The sequence below is a fragment of the Pseudoalteromonas sp. 5Ae-yellow genome (genome assembly GCF_014077565.1).
Classification (GTDB): Bacteria; Pseudomonadota; Gammaproteobacteria; order Enterobacterales; family Alteromonadaceae; genus Pseudoalteromonas.
Map to the genome: position 1 here is coordinate 46834 of NZ_JACGWD010000013.1, position 22556 is coordinate 69389.

General features: G+C 37.9%; 16 protein-coding genes. 5 read left to right on the forward strand and 11 right to left on the reverse strand.

Annotated elements, in window-relative coordinates:
• Window positions 1–129: 129 nt before the first annotated feature.
• The 3 genes from H4J63_RS05755 to H4J63_RS05765 all read right to left on the reverse strand — a co-directional run bounded on the left by H4J63_RS05755 (window position 130) and on the right by H4J63_RS05765 (window position 2965).
• Window positions 130–1518: a HipA domain-containing protein gene (locus H4J63_RS05755; RefSeq protein WP_182195171.1), complete on the reverse strand. Its 1389-nt coding sequence runs from the start codon at window positions 1516–1518 to the stop codon at window positions 130–132.
• The gene (locus H4J63_RS05760) at window positions 1502–1834 is read right to left on the reverse strand and encodes a helix-turn-helix domain-containing protein (protein WP_029751611.1); all 333 of its coding nucleotides are present in this window, start codon (window positions 1832–1834) and stop codon (window positions 1502–1504) included. Before H4J63_RS05760 ends, H4J63_RS05755 begins: the two co-directional genes overlap by 17 nt.
• Window positions 1835–2089: 255 nt before the next feature.
• Window positions 2090–2965, reverse strand: coding sequence for a nuclease-related domain-containing protein (locus tag H4J63_RS05765; RefSeq protein WP_182195174.1), 876 nt, complete (start codon window positions 2963–2965; stop codon window positions 2090–2092).
• 1487 nt (window positions 2966–4452) lie between these two features.
• On the opposite strand from H4J63_RS05765, the gene H4J63_RS05770 reads away from it, so the two are divergent.
• Complete coding sequence (locus tag H4J63_RS05770) at window positions 4453–7605, forward strand: DUF3427 domain-containing protein (RefSeq protein WP_182195177.1); 3153 nt, start codon at window positions 4453–4455, stop codon at window positions 7603–7605.
• Here H4J63_RS05770 and H4J63_RS05775 read toward each other — a convergent pair whose 3' ends face one another.
• From H4J63_RS05775 to H4J63_RS05805, 7 genes are all read right to left on the reverse strand, one after another.
• A complete protein-coding gene (locus H4J63_RS05775; RefSeq protein WP_182195180.1) occupies window positions 7606–8523 on the reverse strand; it encodes a hypothetical protein in 918 nt (305 codons plus the stop codon).
• Window positions 8520–10496 (reverse strand): hypothetical protein, encoded by a 1977-nt coding sequence (locus H4J63_RS05780; protein WP_182195182.1) that lies wholly within the window; start codon window positions 10494–10496, stop codon window positions 8520–8522. Before H4J63_RS05780 ends, H4J63_RS05775 begins: the two co-directional genes overlap by 4 nt.
• Complete coding sequence (locus tag H4J63_RS05785; protein WP_182195186.1) at window positions 10496–11395, reverse strand: hypothetical protein; 900 nt, start codon at window positions 11393–11395, stop codon at window positions 10496–10498. The genes H4J63_RS05780 and H4J63_RS05785 overlap by 1 nt, the downstream gene beginning before the upstream one ends.
• Window positions 11379–12551 (reverse strand): N-6 DNA methylase, encoded by a 1173-nt coding sequence (locus H4J63_RS05790; protein WP_182195189.1) that lies wholly within the window; start codon window positions 12549–12551, stop codon window positions 11379–11381. Before H4J63_RS05790 ends, H4J63_RS05785 begins: the two co-directional genes overlap by 17 nt.
• Window positions 12552–13051: 500 nt before the next feature.
• On the reverse strand, window positions 13052–13855 hold the full coding sequence (locus H4J63_RS05795; RefSeq protein WP_182195192.1) for a hypothetical protein: 804 nt from the start codon (window positions 13853–13855) through the stop codon (window positions 13052–13054).
• A 948-nt stretch (window positions 13856–14803) separates the two neighbouring features.
• Window positions 14804–15904: an HNH endonuclease gene (locus tag H4J63_RS05800; RefSeq protein WP_182195205.1), complete on the reverse strand. Its 1101-nt coding sequence runs from the start codon at window positions 15902–15904 to the stop codon at window positions 14804–14806.
• Window positions 15901–16497: a bifunctional 2-polyprenyl-6-hydroxyphenol methylase/3-demethylubiquinol 3-O-methyltransferase UbiG gene (locus H4J63_RS05805; protein WP_182195195.1), complete on the reverse strand. Its 597-nt coding sequence runs from the start codon at window positions 16495–16497 to the stop codon at window positions 15901–15903. The genes H4J63_RS05800 and H4J63_RS05805 overlap by 4 nt, the downstream gene beginning before the upstream one ends.
• 418 nt (window positions 16498–16915) lie before the next feature.
• On the opposite strand from H4J63_RS05805, the gene H4J63_RS05810 reads away from it, so the two are divergent.
• Window positions 16916–17215: a helix-turn-helix transcriptional regulator gene (locus tag H4J63_RS05810; protein WP_024591148.1), complete on the forward strand. Its 300-nt coding sequence runs from the start codon at window positions 16916–16918 to the stop codon at window positions 17213–17215.
• 196 nt (window positions 17216–17411) lie between these two features.
• Here H4J63_RS05810 and H4J63_RS05815 read toward each other — a convergent pair whose 3' ends face one another.
• Window positions 17412–18656 (reverse strand): UPF0149 family protein, encoded by a 1245-nt coding sequence (locus H4J63_RS05815; protein WP_182195198.1) that lies wholly within the window; start codon window positions 18654–18656, stop codon window positions 17412–17414.
• A 195-nt stretch (window positions 18657–18851) separates the two neighbouring features.
• Here H4J63_RS05815 and H4J63_RS05820 point away from each other — a divergent pair, with 195 nt between their 5' ends.
• The 3 genes from H4J63_RS05820 to H4J63_RS05830 all read left to right on the forward strand — a co-directional run bounded on the left by H4J63_RS05820 (window position 18852) and on the right by H4J63_RS05830 (window position 22238).
• Window positions 18852–19592, forward strand: coding sequence for an ABC transporter substrate-binding protein (locus H4J63_RS05820; RefSeq protein ID WP_024599407.1), 741 nt, complete (start codon window positions 18852–18854; stop codon window positions 19590–19592).
• Between the two features lie 13 nt (window positions 19593–19605).
• Window positions 19606–20346, forward strand: a complete 741-nt coding sequence (locus H4J63_RS05825) for an ABC transporter substrate-binding protein (protein WP_182195200.1) — start codon at window positions 19606–19608, stop codon at window positions 20344–20346.
• A 293-nt stretch (window positions 20347–20639) separates the two neighbouring features.
• Entirely contained in the window at window positions 20640–22238 is a 1599-nt protein-coding gene (locus H4J63_RS05830) for an ABC-F family ATPase (RefSeq protein WP_182195202.1), read from the forward strand.
• Window positions 22239–22556 lie beyond the last annotated feature (318 nt).

Here is a 22556-nt window from a genome sequence, read left to right on the forward strand (position 1 = left end):
TCACTCTTAACAAAAGCGTAGGTGTGATTTTATCTCGCGCTTTTAATTTTAATTTACAAATATCGCGTTGATGCTGGCAACCAATATATGAATTTATCACTCAAAATGCATGTATTTATTTTCTAATATTTAAATAAATGCATCCATATTTGGTAGTTGTATTATTTGCTCCCTCAGCTTATTTGCAGCTTTATTAATTATTTTTATGCACAAATCAATGTGTGCTAATTCAGCAGTAGACAAGTTATTTTTAACAGCAGAAACTTTAGCCGTATCAATTGCGGCTAATACAGAGTCAACAGTTTGACTCATAAGTAGTTGCATCCGTGGTAGTGAAATAGCAAATTCATCAGCAAAATCAGCTAACATGTAAGCTGTAATCTCATTAGTAAAATTGCCTGCACTTTGCGAATTATGCTCACCCACTGACATAGCATAACACCTTGATATTTTGGGCTGTAAATAGCCCATATCACGGTCAATGCTTCCCTGCTCAATAATAGCCTCTATATTTACCAAGTCGTAAAACGGCGTAAGCTCTAAACCATTTTTACCAACAAAAAAACTAATGTTTTTGCCATGAGCATCGTAATTACGTACTAAAATATTAAATGTCATCCAACGAATAAGCTGAGCCTCATACGCTTGTACATTCGTTGTTTTAACATTAAAGAGTTTTGCAAAAGAAACGCCATCTCGAATATAAATACCATCTCCATCATCACCATGCTGACGCTCATATTTATAAGAAGGAGGTAAATTAGTGGCTTGGCAACCATCAATAATATGACGACGTAATACACGGCTTTGATCTTGTGTAACGCGCCTATCAAAGCGATCTATTACAAACACTCTTACATCTGCGTAAGTGCGCAACTCAACATGGGGAACATTGAGCCCCGACTCTTTTGCCAAAAGCATGGTAAAAAGTTCATTTACTGCAATGAAAGGCGCGGTACCTGTTTCAAATTTAAAAATTTTATTAGAACATAGCTCCCCTTCACCAAATCCTAATTTACTATCGATTTCGAGTAGGTTTAGTTTGTCTTGAACGCCAGCAACAGAGAGCCGAGTTCGGCCATCCCAATGAGTAATTGGTTCTCCAACTTGTACAAAGCGTTTAAGTTTTTGGCTTAGCTCATCACTAGTTACTTCACGAAAAGATGTTTGCTTTAAAGTACTGTTACTTGCTCTAAACGACAAAGCGCCTGACGTTTCCTCGCCAATTACTTTAATCAAACCAAACGTATTATTTTTAGAGATAGTAGTACTACTTATAATCTCATCAAGACCTTTGCCCTCGGGTAATAAGTTTTGTAAATAATTACGCACATCACGTGAGTCAAAATCACCATTGAGCGGTAAGTGTGGTGAAATAGCAAAACCCTTATTAATCCACTCAGGCTCATAGGTAAATGCAATTTCATTTTCAGAGCCTATATCAAGGGCTATCGCACCTATCTTCTGCGTATGCCCAATAAATACATCTAAGCTATTTTTTTTAATACCACTGCTCATCGCTCACCTCATCCTTATTATTGTTATTGTGGTGCGACTCGTCATCACTGACAAGGCTAAACGACAGCCCCAAGTATTCCATCACTTTGAGTACATTAAAAAACTGCACATTCACATCACCTTTTTCTATTTTTATCAGCGTAGGCTTTGAAATATTAAGTGCTTGCGATACATCAACCAATGTAAGCTTCATGCCTGTTCGCTTTGAAGTAATCGCTTTAGCGAGTCGCACCGACGAAAACGGCTTTGATAGATCAGGCATTTCAGTACGTTTAACAACTCTTCCAAGTGTTTTTTTTGCTGGTAATTCACTCATTAAAGGTCAACTATAGTTTACTTATGCAATTTATTTTAGGGTAGCCTACCTAAAAGTCAAACATAACTTACTTTTAAGTTTGAACGTATATTTACTGCCTATAAGTAAACCGTAATTTACTTATAGGCAGTAAAATAAAACCCAACCCCATAAGTAAAACTTAAGTTACTTATGGGAAGTTAATGACATTTTGAGCTTAATAGCCAAGCTAAACACCTGTAGGCGCCCAGCTTGCTCGCGCGAAAAGCGTAGCTTTTAAATTGCCTTACTATCGTTTAAGGCTCGCTGCACCACTTGATAGCAAATAGCACGCTGCTGCTCTTGATTTAAGCTAACTTGTCGCATTGAAAGGATCGTTTTAACTATTTGTTTATGAGAAACGATTGGAAAGATTGGTCTCTGCTTTAGTTCCACAAACCAACCAGGAAAGCATAAAACAGGTAAAACCGGAGTATTAAAACCGGTTGATTCATAAAGCCATTTATTCACCCAATTAGCTTGATTTTGAGCTTGCTCTAATGGCTTGCTTTCAAACCAAGAAGGAAATGCTAAATGATTATTTTCAAATTTAACTTTGTAATTTGTATCGTCTTTTATTCGTTTATGTCTGCCTTTGGTTTCAATAGCAAATATTCCATTTGCCCCAACAACTAAATGGTCAATATTAAAACCATCTGCTTGTATATCATGAAATACCTGATAACCGTGTGACTGTAATTCTATAAGCTCTGAAGCAACTGCTAATTCTGCATCACGTCCTAGTTTAAGCTTTATTAAGTCGTTAGATTTAACCCAAAGCTTTCGTGCCACATACGTTAGCCCCAATGCAATCACGATAATTAAAAAGTAATTGAGCTTGCCGCTGGCAAACATTTCAGCAATTCCTTTCAAAGCAAAAGGCATGGTGACTATCAAAGCAGACAAAAAGACTAAGCCTATTACATCTAAAACTTTATCATTAACTTGTTCATTAAGTGTCTGCGCTGCGACACGTTTAAGCTTTTTACGATCTACAGGTAGTTTTGCATTCTTCTGATGAAGCCATATTTTGATAAACAAAACACCTAATAGTGAATAAACACTACCAATAACAAATAAAAGGCTTAAACCTTGGTTTAATAAATCATCCATGATGAGTTCCTATAATCACAATGTTTACTTTATACCTTAAAAACAGGTACATGTCGCATTATTCAAACTCACGCTACAAAGCTCACCCAAACACCTGTAGGCGCTCAGCTTGCTCGCGCGAAAAGCGTAGCTTTTAAAATAATTTACTTAATATCGCGTTGGCGATGGCAACCAAGGGGCGGTCTTCTTCAAATAAGCTCTGCTGCTAATAATTCATCCCTGAAGCCGGGTTCCTGTCAGCATCCATGCTTCCACTTCCTCAAGCTGCAAAGCTACGCTTTGGTCATTCGTCACCCACGGCGCCCCGAGGATCACATTATTTCCTCAATTCAAATTAAAGATATGAACGTAAACGCGATGAAAGCACATCCATGTGCAAGCATCGCTTTCCTCGCATTGCCTAAAGGGATTTAGGTACTTGGAATTTGTCGGGAACAAAATTCCGCCATGCGAGGTAATTACTCATTAATTATGTGTTCTAAGGTGAAGTTGAAGGAGGAAATTCCTTAGCAGCGGCCTTAAAATTGGCTGTAGGCGTTCAGCTTGCTCGCGCGAAAAGCGAAGCTTTTAAAATAATTTACAAATATCGCGTTGGCGATGGCAACCAAAGAAAGACAAGCGCCGGTCTCTCTTTGGAATCACACGGCGCCCCTCAATTTCACTTATCCTTAAACAAATAATTAATATGAACGTAAACGCGATGAAAGCACATCCATGTGCAAGCATCGCTTTCCTCGAATCCATGCGAGGTAATTACTCATTAATTATGTGTTTGCAGGTGAAGTTGAAGGGGGAGTTATCTTAGCAGCGTTCTTAAAATTTGCTGTAGGCGCTCAGCTTGCTCGCGCGAAAAGCGAAGCTTTTAAAGTAATTTACTTATATCGCATTGGCGATGGCAACCAAAGAGAAGTAACCGCCGACTTCTCTTTGGAATCTCTCGGCGCCCCGAGGATCACACTAATTCCTCACTTTAAATTAATGATATGAACGTAACCAGCGTAAATAGGCCATCCATGGCCAAGCTACGCTTTTAACAACATCCATGCTGTTAATTACTCATCATTAATAAAATTTCGGATGTGATCACGGGGGAACTTTCTTAGCAGCGTTCTTAAAATTGGCTGTAGGAGCAAAGCTTGCTCACGCGAAAAGCGTAGCTTTTAAAATAATTTACAAATATCGCGTTGGCGATGGCAACCAAAGAGAAGTAACCGCCGACTTCTCTTTGGAATCTCTCGGCGCCCCGAGGATCACACTATTCCCTCAATTTAAATTAATGATATGAACGTAAACTCGATGAAAAACGTCCTTGTGTAAGCATCGCTTAACGCGCATCCATGCGCTGTTATTACTCATCATTAATTAAATTTCGGGTGTGTTCACGGGGGAGCGGCCTAAGCAACAGCCTCCAATTCAATAATGAGTTAATGCTTGTTTACATTGCATTTTTTAGTAAACTGAATGTTCGCAAACAGGGAGTGGTTTTAATGCAGCAAATTGGTATTTACGAGCAGTTAATTACGCAAGTAATTGAGCAAAACTTAAATCGAGACCAATTTTATGTTGGTGAACGCCAGCTTGAAAGTGCTGAGGCGGCAACGTGGCTTTCACGCTTTTTAGGTAAACTTGTTGCTCATGCAATAAATGCCATTCCTAACTCAAACGAGCGGTTACAAGAGCAAATTAGCCTTGCTAACAACCTTGTTCTTTGGCTTAAAGATCATATAAAAGATGATGAGCTTATTAACGAAAACCTTATTGATAGCCAAGGCCGAATACTTACTGCACTGTTTAATACCCAAAACCCTATTGCTGCAAATCTTAAAGAATACTCTCACGATATATTCCCGCTAACGGGCCTTACGCAAAGCGAATTATTTAGCGGTGCTAATGCAGGTATATCGCTCGAAACCGAGCTAAAGCGCGAGATAAAATCGTCCGACACTATTTATTGGTTGGTCTCATTTATAAAATGGACAGGGCTGCGCATATTTAAAAATGAGCTGGAAGCGTTTACCAAAAGCGGCAATAAACTCAAAGTTATTACTACTTCGTACATGGGCGCAACGGATGCTAAAGCCGTTGAGTTTTTAGCAAACCTACCAAATACCGAAGTAAAGCTAAGTTATAACAATCAGCAAGAACGCCTACATGCTAAATCCTACTTATTTATGCGCAATACGGGTTTTCATACAGGGTATATTGGCTCGTCTAACTTATCGCATTCGGCGCTTACCAGCGGCCTTGAATGGAACTTAAAAATTACCGCACAAGAAATCCCACACATAATAGCCAAAACCAAAAGTACCTTTGAAACCTACTGGGAATCAAAAGACTTCGAGCTATTTACAGGCGCTGTTGAGTGTAAAGAAAAGCTCATTAATTCACTTAACGAGCAACGCGGTGTTGGGCAATCAAGCAGCCTATTTTATTTTGATATAACACCAAAAACGCATCAGCTCGCTATTTTAGAAAAGCTAAGTGCTGAGCGCAGCGTACATAAGCGTTTTAAAAACTTAGTGGTTGCCGCAACCGGCACAGGTAAAACTATAATATCGGCGTTCGACTTTAAAACCGTTTACGACAAAAACCCAAACGCACACTTTTTGTTTGTAGCCCACCGCGAAGAAATACTAAAACAAGCGCAAAGCGCTTACCGTGGTGTGCTTAAAAATAACGACTTTGGTGAGCTGTGGGTAGGTAACTACAAACCACAACGCTACAACCAATTATTTGCATCAATCCAAACGCTGAACAGCCAAATTGAATCGCTAAATTTAACTCACGATTATTACGACTACATAGTAATAGACGAAGTACATCACGTAAGCGCTGCCAGTTATCGCGCTATATTAAACCACTTTACGCCCACAATATTACTTGGCTTAACCGCAACACCAGAGCGACAAGATGGTGCAAATATACTCGATGATTTTTGTGGCGTAATAGCCGCCGAAATTCGCTTACCAGAGGCAATAAATCAACGCCATTTATGCCCATTTCAATACTTTGGACTAGATGACGACACCGACCTAAGCCAAATAACATGGCGGGGCGGCCGTTACGATATAAGCGAGCTAAGTAACCTTTATACAGGTGAAAACAACCGCGCTAACAAAATTATATCCAGCCTTGCCGATATCGTAACCAATGTTCACGCTATTAAAGCACTCGCGTTTTGCGTAAGCCAAAAACACGCTGAATTCATGGCCTCTAAATTTAACTTAGCAGGCATAAACGCCGATGTACTCACCAGCAAAAACACCAATGAGCGCGCGGCTAAGCAACAAGCACTGCGCCAAGGCGAAATACAAATACTCTGTGTAGTTGATATTTTTAACGAAGGTGTCGATATTCCAGAGGTTGATACTCTGTTATTTTTACGCCCGACTGAAAGCCTAACGCTGTTTTTGCAGCAACTAGGCCGTGGTTTGCGCCTGCCCGATAACAGCCAAAAGCAGTGCTGTACCGTACTCGACTTTGTCGGTAATGCTCGCCCAGAATATGACTTTGCGAGTAAATTCCGCGCACTCATTGGTAAAAGTAACCAGCCAATAAAAGCCGAAATCGAAAACAACTTCCCGCATTTACCACTGGGTTGCCGCATAGAGCTACAAAAGCGCACACAACAAACAATACTAAAAAATATTCAGCAAGCCATAAACACTAAACGCCGTTTACAGCAGCTTATAAATAGCTATTCGCAACACACAAATGACGCGCTAACGCTAAGTAACTTTTTACGCATAAACCCACAAGTCATACTAGAAGACATATACAAACCAAAAGACGGTAAGCTCGGCGGCTGGCATTGGTTAAAGGACGGTGAAATCCCTGCAGAGCAAGCCGATATTTACGCCGCGTATTACCGCGCAATCAACACCCAATTACTCGGCTGTGACTCGCTCAGCTACTTATGCTTTTTACGTGATTTATGTAAAAACGATTTTAGCTTTACGCCAACAGCACAAAACCAACAGTACGCACTTATGGCGCATTACAACTTTTGGGATTCCACTGGCACAAGTTTAGGCTTTAAAACGCTTGAACAAAGCTTACAAACGCTTATTCATCCAGCGTTACAGCACGAACTTGCACAAGTAATCACGCTTTTATTAAACCGCATTCACCAACAAGAAAGCGATTTAGCGTGTTTACCTAATCACGCCATAAAATTGCACAGCCGCTACACGCGCCAGCAAATACTTTCTGCATTTGGAGCGCACTCGTTTGATAAAAAATCGACAGCCCGCGAAGGCGTTTTAGAGTTTAAAAACCAAAATCTAGAGCTATTATTTGTAACGCTTAATAAGTGTGAAAAAACCTACTCACCCACCACGCTGTATCACGATTACGCAATCAGCCCCACCCTATTCCATTGGCAAACGCAAAACAGCGCTCGCCCTGAACACGGCCGTGGCCTTAGTTATATTCAGCACCAAAAAACTGGCAAAACCATCCTGTTATTTGTGCGAGAACAAGGCAAAGACGAAAACGGCAGAACTATGGGATTTGTAAACTACGGCGAGGTTAAATACCAAAGCCACAACGGCAGTCAGCCGATGAATATAACGTGGGAGTTAACCAACCCCATGCCAAACGAAATGTGGCATGAAGCTGGGAAATTAGCAGTTGGGTGATCACTGCTGTTTTACGTAAGAAAAACTCCACCTATGAACTAAATCCTTACCCGATGAACGCTTATTTTTTTTCTTAACATAATCATATAGCATAGTTACGTTTCTATTATTAACAGCAAATTGAGCTGCGGCAATTGCTGCGGGTTTAGTACCAAAAGGCGCTAAACATAATGTTCTTTTTTCATAATTAGCAGCTTGATAAACCTGGTCAATATGATCATAAGTTTTTATGGGATCATTGGCACCAGCGAACTTATAGCGAGTGTTAGAATTTGTACTTATTGCAAGTAGTTGCTTGTAGTTATTAGAAAGAGTTTTATTCTCCCAACCTAACTTAAATGGTGGTGAACCAATTAAGCATGTTACATTACTGGTATCAAATTCATCTGAATTAATTAATGCTCCAAAGCGGTGCCCTTCAAAACCTAAAAAGAAGAACAACATAGAATTATCACTGAAACCTACATAAGGTGGAACTTGCTGGATTCCTAGTCCATCATCAGATAGGTCATATGATTTGATTTTATCCAAACCCTTATCATCATTTTCTGTATAATCAGTTGGCTGTACATATATAACATCAAAGTTTTTTTTCTTTAATTTTAAAATATGAAATAGGTGCAAAAGCTCAGGTAAAGCCAAAGTGGTTGCATCAATTAAAATCTTTCCGCAGGGAACTTCATATTTATCTATTTCTCTTAAACTGTACTCAACGTTCGAAATAGTTAGTTCAACCTCGATTGGGCAATATGAAATAGGTATAACATTGCTTGATATTTGTTTTAGATAACTAAAAGTCCAATCGCTCCTGTCATCGCATTGAGTTGAGTATGTAAACGTATGATCATATTCACATTTTACATTATCAAGATTAATATTTTGGACAAGATCAGTTAACCATGAACTAACTAATATCATAAAAGCACACCCTGTGGGCTATCAGAGTCATCAGACTTCCATTTTTGTTGATATTGCTTTTTGATATTATCAAAACTCGTAGGAGAACCAGAAACAATAGTTTTAAATTGTTCCATCGAGAAAGTAATACCACGTTTTTTTCTATAAGATATTCCAAATTTAGGTGCATATACAGGGTTTAACTGGAACTCTTTACTAGTAATTTGTTTATCATCTTTAATTCTTCGTGATTCGTCCTCAACCAAAACTCGCCAACTAAGTGCTGAATTTAGGAAATCTTCCAACTCTTTATCCGCACCAGCATAATCATATGTGAAAGTAAAAATATCTCTTTCTGGTTCGGACTGGTAACTTGATTTTTGAGAGATTCGAAAGAGTTCGCCTATTCGATTAACCATATGTGAAAGCTTGTTTCCGTGAGGAGGGTAGCTAATAACTTCTTTCACCAAAGATGAGCTGCTATTGATTGCACCTAAGTGCATACCAGTATAGGAAATAGGTTTAATATCAGAAACAGAGGTATAAATAGTATTTGTATCAAAATCATCCGATTGCTTTAAAGCTGACAAGCATAACTCTTTAAAATGTCTAATATTTGGAGTCGTCATAGTGATAAATCGATCGAAGCCTGAGTAAACTGGGATCTGTATAAATGCATTTTGAAGGTTCAATGATAAAAGAGTGTTAAATTCAAAAGTGCTAATTTTATCTTTTACACTAGTAATCTCAGCTTTGGACGATTTACCATGTACATAACGAGTTATTTGTTTCACATCAAAGTTTCTTTGTCGATACGTGCCCAAAATAGTAATTGCTAAGCTTATATCTTCATTAATTTTTTTAATAGTTTCTTCTGTAAAGTTAAGAGCAGAGAGAGTTGTAGATATTTTATTCCTAACGCTGTTGTTAGAAATACATATATTCGATAGTTCTTTAATAGATGGGGTTGGAAGGATATTGCTCATAAGTGATAAAACTTTTTCTTGGTATAGCTTACCTTTCCTTATTTCAATATTTTCTCTATTACCTAGAAAGCTAGGAGTCAATTCAGCTACTTCACAGTTAAGTCCTGAGTTTTGCAGTGTAAGAATAAATATTTCAGCTGCGAATATTTTATAATTAGATTCAATATAACTATCTAAATTTTCTTCATCATAATCATCAGGAGATTGTAGCCATTGATCCGTGGTAGTTTCATTTGTAGGTTTTGAGTTAAGTTTGTACGCTACATTCCAATTTAATTGTTTATTAGATTCTTTTCTATAACTGTTAATAACTCGTTGCTGCTCTTTAGTAAGAAGTTCAAATTCATCGACAAAAACTTTAAATGTTGTGTTCTCGAATTTATCAAAATCTAAACGAAGTGCATCAGTCAAATACACTAACATCTGTTTTGGTTCGATAGATAAAATCCCATCTAAGTTAACAGGGTTAAGCCTAGTGGATATTTCGTATTTATAGTCCATCAGCCAGGTATTCAATGTTTTTAGATCCGATATGTCAGTAGCTGTTACTCTAGAAATACGGGACCAAAATGTACGCTTATTTTTAAGTTCCGAGGTTAGCTCTGGATAGTGATTACTGACGTTACGGATTAAATTTGATATTTCTTGTATAAGCGATAGCGCTGCATGTATCGAAAAAAATCTAAGTGCATCATCTCCAAGCCAATTTGACTTTAGCCCTTGGCAATAAGTGATGTCAGGTTTCCAATATAATAAAATACATTCAAATTCATCATCTGAGATTAGCGGTAGCTCTTTGTCAAATCGAGTCGCGTGTGAAAAATACTGTATATACGTACTTTTCCCCGACCCTCTAGATCCTGCTAGAGCGATTGATTTCGATATTTTACGTAAGTCAAACTTATCAACAAAAAATGGTACTACAAATGAGTTTATTACACTGCCATTCGTAGTTTGAAACTCTTGCCTAGCTGTAGATAGTTTATTTAATATATCAATTACTTGCATTATGCTCTCCTACTAAATAATTGCTGCCAATTTTTTTTTGTCTTTGAGCTATTCATATAAAGTAGTGCTGGAGACTGATTTGGGCATCCCCACTCGAAAGCTAATGGTAAACATACATCATCAAAACCTAGCCAGTTCCCCATCTTGGGCGCATACTTCTTTTGCATAATGAGTAAGTAGTTTCTTACATCTTTAATTGTATTGTGCTGATCATTTTTAAAAAGTTCTGAAGGTACACCAAAAAGTAAGCTATCAGATTCATAAATATTTTCGGCTGGGAATATATGTAATTTAGGATATTTAGACTTAATACTTCTAATACCGTTTTCAAAAGCAATCAATGGGCAATACAGTACAATTGAATTTAAAAGTAACTTACTTAGATTAATTTCTGATGCATATTCATCGAACTGAGTACCACTGCCTATGAAGTCATCAATTAAAATTAAAACTTTAGGTGCTGCATTATCTTTTTTAAATGAATAACGATCTGTATGAATTTCAGGTGAAAGCAACCTATAAATGACACTCCCAGACTCTCCAAGATCATTTTCAAGCCTTACAGGGGTAAACCGTATGTCATTCGATAATGTGCCGTTTTTTAAATGGCTACGCCAATTCTGTAATGTACCTGTTTTTATCTCTGTATTTTCAAGTAAAAATTGTCTGATTTTGCTATTAAATAAGCGGGCATAAGCCGACTTTGCCATGTTATTTGATCTTACTATCAAATTATCAATGATTTGAAGTGCTAAATACTCTTCTAAATCATCGTCAAAATTGTTGAGCCAAGCTGCGAATTGCTCAAAAGAGTAAGGCCAGATATTAGTATCACAATATGTTTTAACTTTCTCAATTACTATTGTTTTAAAAGCTGCAGAGTTATTTGGTAGGTACATATTCCCTCATTAGATAATCCATTATAATTTTATACGTTATATATTTAGCCCCTACACCGAGTGCAGCATTAACTAAGTAGCTCTTGAAATTAAAAGATGAGACTATATTCCATATAACCTCGCTATCAAATTTATTTTTTGGTGAGATAACTATTATACAATCACTAACTATAGCTTGGCCTGTTTCTACAATTGCAACTCTTCCAATACAGCGCCTACCAACTCTGGCAATCAAAATATCACCAGTAGTTGCAACTTTTTCGCCTTCTATCTTCTTGCCAAATAAGTTTATTCGTTCTGGTACAGGAGGCATATTAGTAGTATGAACATGCTCGCAATTAGAAAGTGACAGTACATTATGTGACTTGTTACCACGAAATATTTCAAATGATTTGGTAGTAGGCTTCTCTACATTTATTAATGACTTAGCTGTTTTATAATAATTGTAATCAGCTCTTGAAATAGCTTGTGAGCGACTAATATTTAAAAAAGATGCTTCACTCATATTCGATAACCTAACACACCCTAAGCTATTTTGACTCTGGCGATGTTTCAGTATGAGTATAAAGGTTTGAGCATCAGTTTTTTTAAAACTTTCTACAGGTAATTGGATAACATTGGTTATTTGGTAATTAGATAACAAAAACTCTCTAACTGGTTGCCATTTTTGGCCTGAGATTAGGCCGGCTGGCAAAATAATACCCAGCTCCCCTGACTTTGAGAGTAGTCTTAAATTTTGCGCTAAAAAAATTAACTCTGCAGGTATTTTATTTAATTTTTTAGAAATGCAATCAAGCAAACCAATATCATGTAGTATTCTTTTATTTGTGTCATTCAAATCACATGAGAAATATGGCGGGTTTGATATCAATAAGTCAATATTTCCGAATTGCTCTCTAATCAATTGCGGTAAAGCCAATTCAAACCCATTTAATTCTAGTGTTTTGATTAACTTACCAGAATTAGCTCTAATGATATTTTGTCGATCTATATCAACACCGATTAAACTTAAGTCTTTCCACCTTCTTCTAGCTGCATGCAATAAATCACCTGCTCCAAAGCCAAGATCTAATGCTATCTTGGGAGAGCTAATACTTAAGCTTTGAATCAAAGCATCCCCATAGATATTTTGTGTATAGTATTGGTTTAAATGCATCGACTTTATCTATATTTGTTATTGTTAAGTTGTATTTAACTTAACAGCAAATAGCGTTACTAAAATTCTTTGCTGTAAAGTCAGACTAGAACTATATCTCACAATTATAAAATAGCCTAGAAACAACATTTTCATAAACACCTGTCTCCCAAAAAAACTCTAATCCCCGTGATCACACCCGAAAGTTATAAATTGATAAGTAATCACTTGCATGGAGCAAGTTAAGCCGTGACTTCGCCACGGATGGCGAATACACGGCGCTTACATTTACATCAATTTTAAGCTTAAGGATACAGTGTGATCCTAGGGTGCGCCGTGGGATTCCAAAGGGCAGTCGGCAGCAGCAGCCCTTTGGTTGCCATCGCCAACGTGATGTAAAATCGCACCTACACATTAATTACACCGAAGTTTAAAAGCTTCGCTTTTCGCGCGAGCAATCTGGCAAATTTGTAAAATCCGAAACTAAAGTCATCCGTACTAAGATCTTTTAGAGTAATCGATCAATTAACCACTTTGATTCTGTTATCCAAACGACTCAACAACAATAAATCTTTAATAAAAATTCTCAATACGTCATCTGATTCAGAACGTTTATCTTCAAATCGAATAGAAATCATTGAATAGACTAACCCAATAAAACGGATTAAAGCCTTCACTGTCTCTATAAAAACATGCAATCCGAATGAAAAAAGTAAAATTAAGAAAAAACCTGAAATCAAATTATTTGGTTCAAGCAGTTCGAAAAACAACTCTGAATCGCTAACGCCTTTCATTACTAACAAAAAACAAATAGACATTAAAAAAATTAATAGGCTTAAGATTCTTGCCTTTGAGCTATCACTAAATAAATTAGAAAAGAAAGTATGCCAGTAATTTTCATAGGGTGTTTTTCTTTCGAAATAATATTTAAGCATTTTTTCATACTGCTCTGCCGTATCAAAAAAATCCGTTCTTTTAATACCTAACTCTTTCAAAATCCACTTCCTTTTAGCGCGGAATAATGCGCGTTTATCACTACCTTGTTCACCGTGTTTTTCAAGGATTAATTTCTTCTTTTTCTCTTGCAAACTTGTAAAAGAAAAAAGAAAAGCAAATTCACTAATAAATAATACGGCTATGCAAATCGACTTATTAGTTTTAGTAGAGTCGGTAACTAATAAGAAATATGTTAAACCACACATTCCGATAAAAATGGAAGCTAGAGTAACTGTAAAAAGCCAGTTCAACTTCATTTTTTTGTTAAGCCCTTTGTTACTTTCAAAAGCAAAGTAATATTTAGTTGCCATATAGTAAAGCTGTTCCAATTCTTAAACTCCTATTAATTTTTAATATACGCAGACAAGATTATTGTCTTCAATACTGATATATAAATTATGAGACAGCTACCACCCACGCTTATGAACACCAATCCTGCAACAAACGCTGACTCCCCGTGATCACACCTGAGGCTGAGTTAATGATGAGTAATTTACAGCATGGATGCTGTAAAAAGCGTAGCTTGGCCATGGATGGCCTATCTACGCTGGTTACGTTCACATCATTAACGGTGTTGAAGATCAAGTGTGATCCTCGGGTGCGCCGTGGGATTCCAAAGGGCGGTCGGCGGCAGGCGCCCTTTGGTTGCCATCGCCAACGCGATAAAACCTCGAATAGAGGTTTTTAATCCTTTAAACCCACATCAAAACACCAATTTATGAGCGCGATATAAAATCGCACCTACACATTACTTACATCGCAATTTAAAAGCTTCGCTTTTCGCGCGAGCAAGCTCAGCGCCTACAACCCAAAGCACGATGTAAAACCGTGACTACATTCATAAACACCAATCTATCAACACACTCCAATTCCCCGTGATCACACCTGAAACTTAGTTAATGATGAGTAATTTACAGCATGGATGCTGTACAAAGCGTAGCTTGGCCATGGATGGCCTATCTACGCTGGTTACGTTCACATTATTAACGATGTTGAAGACACAGTGTGATCCTCGGGTGCGCCATGGGATTCCAAAGGGCGGTCGGCGGCAGCCGCCCTTTGGTTGCCATCGCCAACGCGATATAACCTCGGATAGAGGTTTTTTAATCCTTTAAACCCACATCAAGACACCAATTTATGAGCACGATGTAAAATCGCACCTACACATTAATTACACCGAAATTTAAAAGCTTCGCTTTTCGCGCGAGCAAGCTCTGCGCCTACAAGTTAAAGCGCGAGATAAACTCACGCCTACAGCACAAACTACAAATTATCGATTAAACGTCATACCTTGGCTTTTCTTCCGCTACTAAATCCAGCCCTGCACTTGGTTGCTGATATTTAAAACCAGCCGCTTCTTCAAAATAACCTTTCTTTACCCATAACTTTGCACTGTTAACCTGCGCTACCTGATATGCCCAATTACTTACTGCAAGTGACTTATCTGAATCACAATTAAAGTAATTACTAAGTTCACTTGTTAAATGCTGGCTATTAATCACTAAATTTTGTTCTTGCCAACGTTCGCGGTGAAGTTGCGCTGCTAAAAAGTCACTTTTACTGTTATTACAGGTGCTGTGTGCTGCCACAAAGTTATGGCCTAGGTCATTTGCGTAGCGAGCAAACGGTATAAAGTGATCAACCTCGGTTTTACTGTTCAATGGTTTTTGACAATAAAAACAATTACCGTGCTGAAGCTCTATCAGCACAGGCTTGGCCTTACTCAGTGCATTACGATCAAAGCCGAATAAAAATTCGTGTAATTGGCTTTGTGGGCCAATTAAGGCTTGGTTATGCTTAATACTTTGGATTTTTTGCAGCCATGCGTTTTTTGCTAAATAAACAACTAAGTCGTAAAAACGCCTAAAGCAGCCTGCAATACCTTCATTTAAGGTAATGTATGATTGGCCTTTAATATGGGGATACAAGAAACACTCTTCTTTGCCATTTAATTTTTGTAAGAGCCATAGCGGGCCATCTTTAATGGTTTTTAGTGTTGAACTGCGTATATTATTCCAACCGTGGCTCTTTTTTAATTGGCTAATTGAATTAATATTATTTAATTTTGCATCATGAAGTGTAGTTATTATTTTAGCTTGTTTATTAGAGTTGGTATTTTGTAAAAGTAGTTGCTCTCTATTATTACCAATTGCACCAAATGGCGATGCTTGGTGCCAATATAAAGTAATAAATTTATCGACTAATTCATCAAATTTTATTTGTAACTGTGCTTGCGGATTGGCGTGATGTTTTTCGATACTAATATCAGCCAGTGCATGTAAAAGTGCAAACTTATAAGTAGCACTAAAATCACCTTCAACTAATAAGCGCTGAATGTAAGCAATAAAGTCGAGCTGTTGCTGCATTGGTCCAATCATAAAACGTGCACTACTTTTATAAGCGCATTTAGCCACACTTCACTTTCGCGCTCTGGGCGCTGATCAACGCTTTGCCATTGTTTAATAGCTTTTAACTGCGTATTGCTAAGTAAATGCGTTAAAGCATTTTCGTTCAAATCGGTAAATTCACGCCCATTATGCACACGCTCTGTATCGCCATATTTAAACGATACATACAAAACACCATTCGGTTTAAGCGCATTTTGTAGGTTTAAAAACACCTGCGGTAATTCAGCTTTTGGAACGTGCAATAAACTAGCACAGCACCAAATACCGTCATATTTATTTACACTATTTAGCTCTTGGAATGTTTTAACCGCTACAGGCTGTTGTAAGTAACTGCTTGCCAACTCTGCCAGCTCAGGGCTTGCATCAAACGCACTTACAGTAAAACCCTGCGCTTTAAAAAATGCGGCATCGCGCGCACTGCCACAACCGGCATCTAAAATACTCCCGTGCTGTGCAACGTGCGGTAAAAACTCAGCATAAAGCGCCGACATATCAACGTTAAGTGTTGAGTCGCTAAAAGCTTTGGCATTTTGGTTGTAATAAGTAAGTGTGGTGTTTGACACGAGACTCACCGCTCCTTGGCTAATCGTTTAACAGCTAAGGCACTGTTAATACTGCATTCATTATTTGTTTAATCTACAGGAACAGGCGCATTAAATATAGGCTTAATAAGTAGAAATTTTTAAATTAATACGCCATTGTTATTAAGCACTGATGTTAAGTGATACATACGCAGTATAAAATTTAAAATGCAATACAAACGGCCTTATCTGTGTTCCTCTTGTGTGTTGTCATATTCCAAGAGAGGCTTGCCACCCTTTGTGCTAACTAGGGATGGGCTCGCCTCTCACTAAAGCCTCGGCTCTAAAATACCAACAAATAAATTACCAATAACTTTTAAATCATCACTTTTATTTGCAAACAAGCCAAATACCGCTAAAATAATCATTAACACCTTAATGACCGAGTAAGCACTCATTAATGAGATCGGAACAAGCTTTAAAAATGGCGCAACGATTAGGGGATTTAATACGCCAGCACCGCACTTTGCATTACACGCAAAGCACCTTTGCAAAAATGATTGGTGTGTCGCGCTCTACTGTGCAAAAACTTGAGCAAGGCGAGACAGTTAAAAGCGATATTTTATTTGAAGCTTTAGTCGTGCTGCAATTACAAGGATCGCTCCTTGATGAAATTAATGAATTAGCCGCCGATGTAGGTGGCTACAATGCACGGCAACGTAAAACCAATAAAGCGCAGGTTATTAACGATGACTTCTGAATGTTATGTGTTTATTGACGGGTTTGAAATTTATTATTTCAAGTATGGCGCTTTACGAACACAAGCGACATTGATGCTGCACGCTTAACAAGCGTGATTTCTACTATTGAATAAAAAACTCAAAAAGCGGTTATGCACTTCAAAATTGAATCTGCGTTATGTTTAGCGCGATATAAATCACGCTAAACGTTTTTTGTTACTTTTTTCTTAACCAAAAAAGGCTCGCAGGCACCGAAATCCACGCTTGTTTACCTAACGAATCAAGATAAACACCTACCTCTTCTTTACTGCCTGGGCTGAAATATGGCGGCTGTTGTTCTTTTAGTTTTTCTTGACCTGTAAGAATTTTGGTAAAGTGTTTATTTTGCTGCTGGAGCATTTTTTTGTATTCGTTAGCGGGTTTTGAATCACCATGCATTACAAAAGCACTGAGCGCCCGACTAGCGGTTGCGTGTAGCTCTTGAAAATCAAAGTCGGTCAATAGCGCTTCTAACTTTTCCCATTGTTTATTAATAATTAGGCAGTTCATTAATAAAAAGCGGTTTGCTTGATTGTCGTTTGGGTTTAGCTTTAATAGCTCTTCGAGTTCTGACTGCGCTTTTTGGGTATAACCATGCAGTGCGTGTATTTTTGCTCGATGCGCGCGAAGCATCATATAAGGTCGGGTTTCGTGCAAGCCCCAAAAGTGCCCAGTGTTGTCTTTAATAAATTGCTTTGTTATGAGCCCACTTTCCATGATGTCTAGCAACATTTGTATTGGCTTAAGTGCTTTTAGCTCTGTATCGGCAAGTACCAGTTCAAGTAATTCATCAAGCTCATCTAATTCATTTGGTTCTTCGTCTAAAAAGGTGCTGTTAAATTCGGCCTCATCGTCATCACTTAAAGTTAGGTCGTTACTAAATCGAAGTTCAAAAATAGCGTCGGCCATAAAATACACATAATTACGTTTGTATTCTTGGGCGTTGTATTGGGCAAATTCACCAAACTCTTTTGCGGCGGCTTTTTCACTAGAAAATGCTTTTAAAACGCTGCTTAGGTTATTAAGAGACTGTTTTTGCCCTGCATCAAGCATACGTTTATCTATATTTTTAAGCGCCTGTAAAACCCCTTTACAGTAACTTGGTAGGGGCATGTTCGGCTTTAGCGAATCCCTATAGTCTTGCTTGGATAGGCTGCATTTTGTTGGCATTTTTAATTCGTTTTGAATTACTTTATCCATGCTTTGGTTATACAGAGCCATTAAGCTTTCGAGGTATTTTAGCTCAGTCTCGTTTTGAATATTAAACTCTCCAAATAGATCTGGGTGCCACTCACTGGGAACAAGTAGTTGAGGTAATACACCTAATCCCATTAAGTAGCCTTGGATAAAGTAATAATCTGGTTTTTTAGTGCTTAATTCACTGAGTTTTATAACATCACTGCGTATTTTGGCTGGTGACATAACGTGCCCTGCTATGTATAAATTTATTATTAGTGTACCCACAGATAGGGTTACCAACAACGCTAGTTTGGTTGTTTTATCCTTAAATGAGTTTTAACCAACTATTTACATATTTAAACAATCCCGCGCCGCTAAAATGTAAAAGCTGGTTTATACTGTTGTAATAATAAGCAAAAATAATAACTATGAGGCGCAATGAATAAATTAATAACCGTATTTTTATGTTTGCTGTTTACGACTCCGTTTAATGTATTTGCTTGTGAGAGAACCTTTAGCGTGGCATCGCACGATGCTTTTTGGCCGCCTTATGTAATGGGAATTAACGGTAAACTGCAAGGCTCGGAGGTTGATGCGCTTAACATTATATTTGCTGACTCCCCTTTTTGTTTTGAAGTTAAGTTACTGCCAAATTCTAAGCGGGCTTTTATTGAGCTTAAATACGGCCGTATTGATTTAGGATGGGCAGCAAGTTATACCGATAAACGCGCTAAATATGTGCACTTTAGTGATACCTACCGAACTGAAGTTATGCGTTTGTACGAAAATACAAACAATCAGCATAACGTTAAAAACCTCGAAGATATTTTTAAACAAGGCCTTACCGTGGGCGCTAACTTTGGGAGCTACTACGGCGAAGAGTTTGAGCAATATAAAACTAAATATAAAAAACAAATTGAATACACTAGTGCAACTAGTAAGCGCTTTGAAATGCTTAATAAACAACGTATTGATTTTGCTATTGAAGACGAATTAGTAGGTGCTCACTTTGGTGAAAAAAGCACTAACATAAAATTAGTAACCAGTATTGAGTATGTAAACAAGGACGACATTTACTTAATGTTTAGCAAAAATACGGTGTCGGTTACTGAGCTTGCGGTAATTAATGAATATATAAACAAAAATAAAACAGCACTTAAAGCGTTGTTTGAACACTAATTTAAGGAGTGTAATGAAAACTTTATTTTTAGCGTTTACTACACTGTTATTTACTCAATTTAATGCCTTAGCATGTACAAAAACATTGGTGATGGGCACTAACGAAACTAATTGGCCGCCTTATCTTGTTAAACAAGGCGATACGTTTTTAGGCGCAGAAGTGGATGCTGCAGACGCTATTTTTAAAGATTCAAAATTTTGTATTAAATGGACTTATTTCCCGAGTTTTTCACGTGTTCAAGCTGAGCTTAAAAATGGCCGAGTAGATATAACCTACGCGGCAAGTTATACAGAACAACGCGCTCAATATGCGCATTTTAGCTTGCCTTACCGCGACGAGGTTATGCGGCTTTATAAACATAAAGATTCGCCTGATGTAACAAGCTTACCTGAGCTTTTTAGTAAAAAGTTTACAGCGGGTATTAACCGGGGGAGCTTTTTTGGTAACGAGCTTGAACAGTTAAAAACTAAGTATCCAACACAGGTGGTGCTTACTGCTCAAGCAAATAATCGATTTAGCATGTTAGATAAAAAACGAATTGACTATGTTATTGAAGACTCTGCTGTTGCGCAGTACTTTGTAAAAAAACACTCCTCAATTTCGCAGGTAAAGTCTATTACACCGATTAACGTTAACAACGTACATTTTATGCTAAGTAAAGAGTCGCTAACTCTTGATGACGTGGCGACGGTTAATCAACTAATTATCAAAAATGCGGCCGCTATAAAGTTGATTTATCAGCCTGTGCATTAGAGCTTGGGTAGTAACTTGGCTATTTGGCTACAACACTTATTTAATGTTATTGGCGGTAGTAGTTATTTATATTTCTGTTATAGGTAAACCTAACGCCACTTATGCTAAAAATAGTGACTTAAAATTGAGAATTGCCGTTATTTTCGCTTGGTTATAAATTAGCTACCTTTTATCTTTCATTCGTTGTGGCTGATCTGTATAATTCGCCAGCTAATTTACCCTATTGTCTGGTTCTTGTTTGTGGCGTTTTGCTGCAGCGTACTCCTGTCAGTACTAATCTAGGATTACCCTTTTTGATCTCCACCGCAAATATTACGATGCAGTTTGGCGCAGAGCCGTTGTTTGAAAACATTTCAGCTAAATTTGGTAACGGTAACCGTTACGGTTTAATTGGCGCTAACGGCTGCGGCAAGTCGACTTTCATGAAAATTTTAAGCGGTGCGCTTGTTCCAAGTGCGGGTAATGTATCTATTACTCCAGGGTTAAAAGTAGGTAACCTAAGCCAAGACCAGTTTGCTTTTGAGCAATACAGCGTTGTAGACGCGGTAATTATGGGCGACGTGGAGCTTTGGAAAGTAAAGCAAGAACGCGAACGTATTTACTCGTTACCAGAAATGAGCGAAGAAGACGGTATGAAAGTTGCCGATCTTGAAAGTGTATTTGCTGAAATGGACGGTTACACGGCAGAAAGCCGCGCTGAAGAAATTTTGCTTGAAGCGGGTATCGATAAAGAATTTCATTACGGTTTAATGGCAAACGTTGCCCCAGGTTGGAAACTACGTGTGCTTTTAGCACAGGCGTTATTTGCAAACCCTGACATTTTGCTACTTGATGAGCCTACCAATAACTTGGATATTCATACAATTACGTGGCTTGCTAACGAGCTTAACAAACGTAAATGTACGATGATTATTATTTCGCATGACCGTCACTTTTTAAACTCGGTATGTACACACATGGCCGATATTGATTACGGTGAGCTGCGTATTTACCCTGGTAACTATGAGAAATTTTTAGAAGCTGCGGGCTTACAACGCGAGCAACTTTTAGCTGAAAATGCTAAAAAGAGCGCTGAAATTGACGAGCTACAAGACTTTGTTAACCGTTTTGGTGCTAACGCTTCAAAAGCTAAGCAAGCAAGTTCGCGCGCTAAAAAAATGGATAAAATTAAGCTTGATGAAGTTAAATCTTCAAGCCGTATGAGCCCATCGCTTTCGTTTGACGAAGGTAAAAAAATGTATCGTCAGGCGCTTGAAGTTAATAAGCTTGGCCATGGTTTTGATGGCGAAACGTTATTTAGCGGCGGCGACTTTTTACTTGAAGCTGGCGCTAAGCTTGCCGTAATTGGCGAAAATGGTGTGGGTAAAACAACATTTTTACGCTGTTTAGTAGACGAGCTTAAAAGTAATGAAGGCGAAATTAAATGGTCTGAAAATGCGACCTTTGGTTACTGCCCGCAAGACAGCACAAAAGATTTTGATAACGATTTAACGTTGTTTGATTGGATGTCGCAATGGCGTACAGCTAAGCATAACGATTTAATGGTACGCGGCATGTTAGGCCGTTTGTTGTTTACAGCAGACGATTCAAACAAAAAAGCGCGTAACTGTTCTGGTGGTGAAAAAAATCGCCTGTTATTTGGTAAGTTAATGATGCAAGACGTTAATGTGCTTGTAATGGACGAACCAACAAACCACATGGATATGGAAGCTATTGAAGCGCTTAATAACGCGTTAAAAGATTTCCAAGGTACGCTTATTTTTGTAAGCCATGACCGTGAGTTTGTTTCGTCATTAGCTACACGTATCATTGATATTAAAGATAAAAAAGTAATCGACTTCCAAGGTACGTTTGACGAATACCTAGCAAGTTGTGAAGAGAAAAAAGCGTAAACTTTTTTCTAATTGCTTATAAAAACGGTGCTAAATTTAGCGCCGTTTTTTTATGTGTAGTGAATAGTTAAATTTTTAGAGGTCATAACCCCTGTAGACGCGCTGCTTGCTGGCGTTTAAAAGCAACGCTTTTACAAAAATTATTAAACCACACATACATTGACTCCTATATACAAAGTAATTAGAAGCTACGCTTCTCGCGTGAGCAAGCTCTACGCCACAAAACTTGACACTGTGGTTTGATTTAACTTGTAGACGTGCAGCTTGCTGGCGTTTAAAAGCAACGCTTTTACTATAGGTGGTTGAGTAATTAGAAGC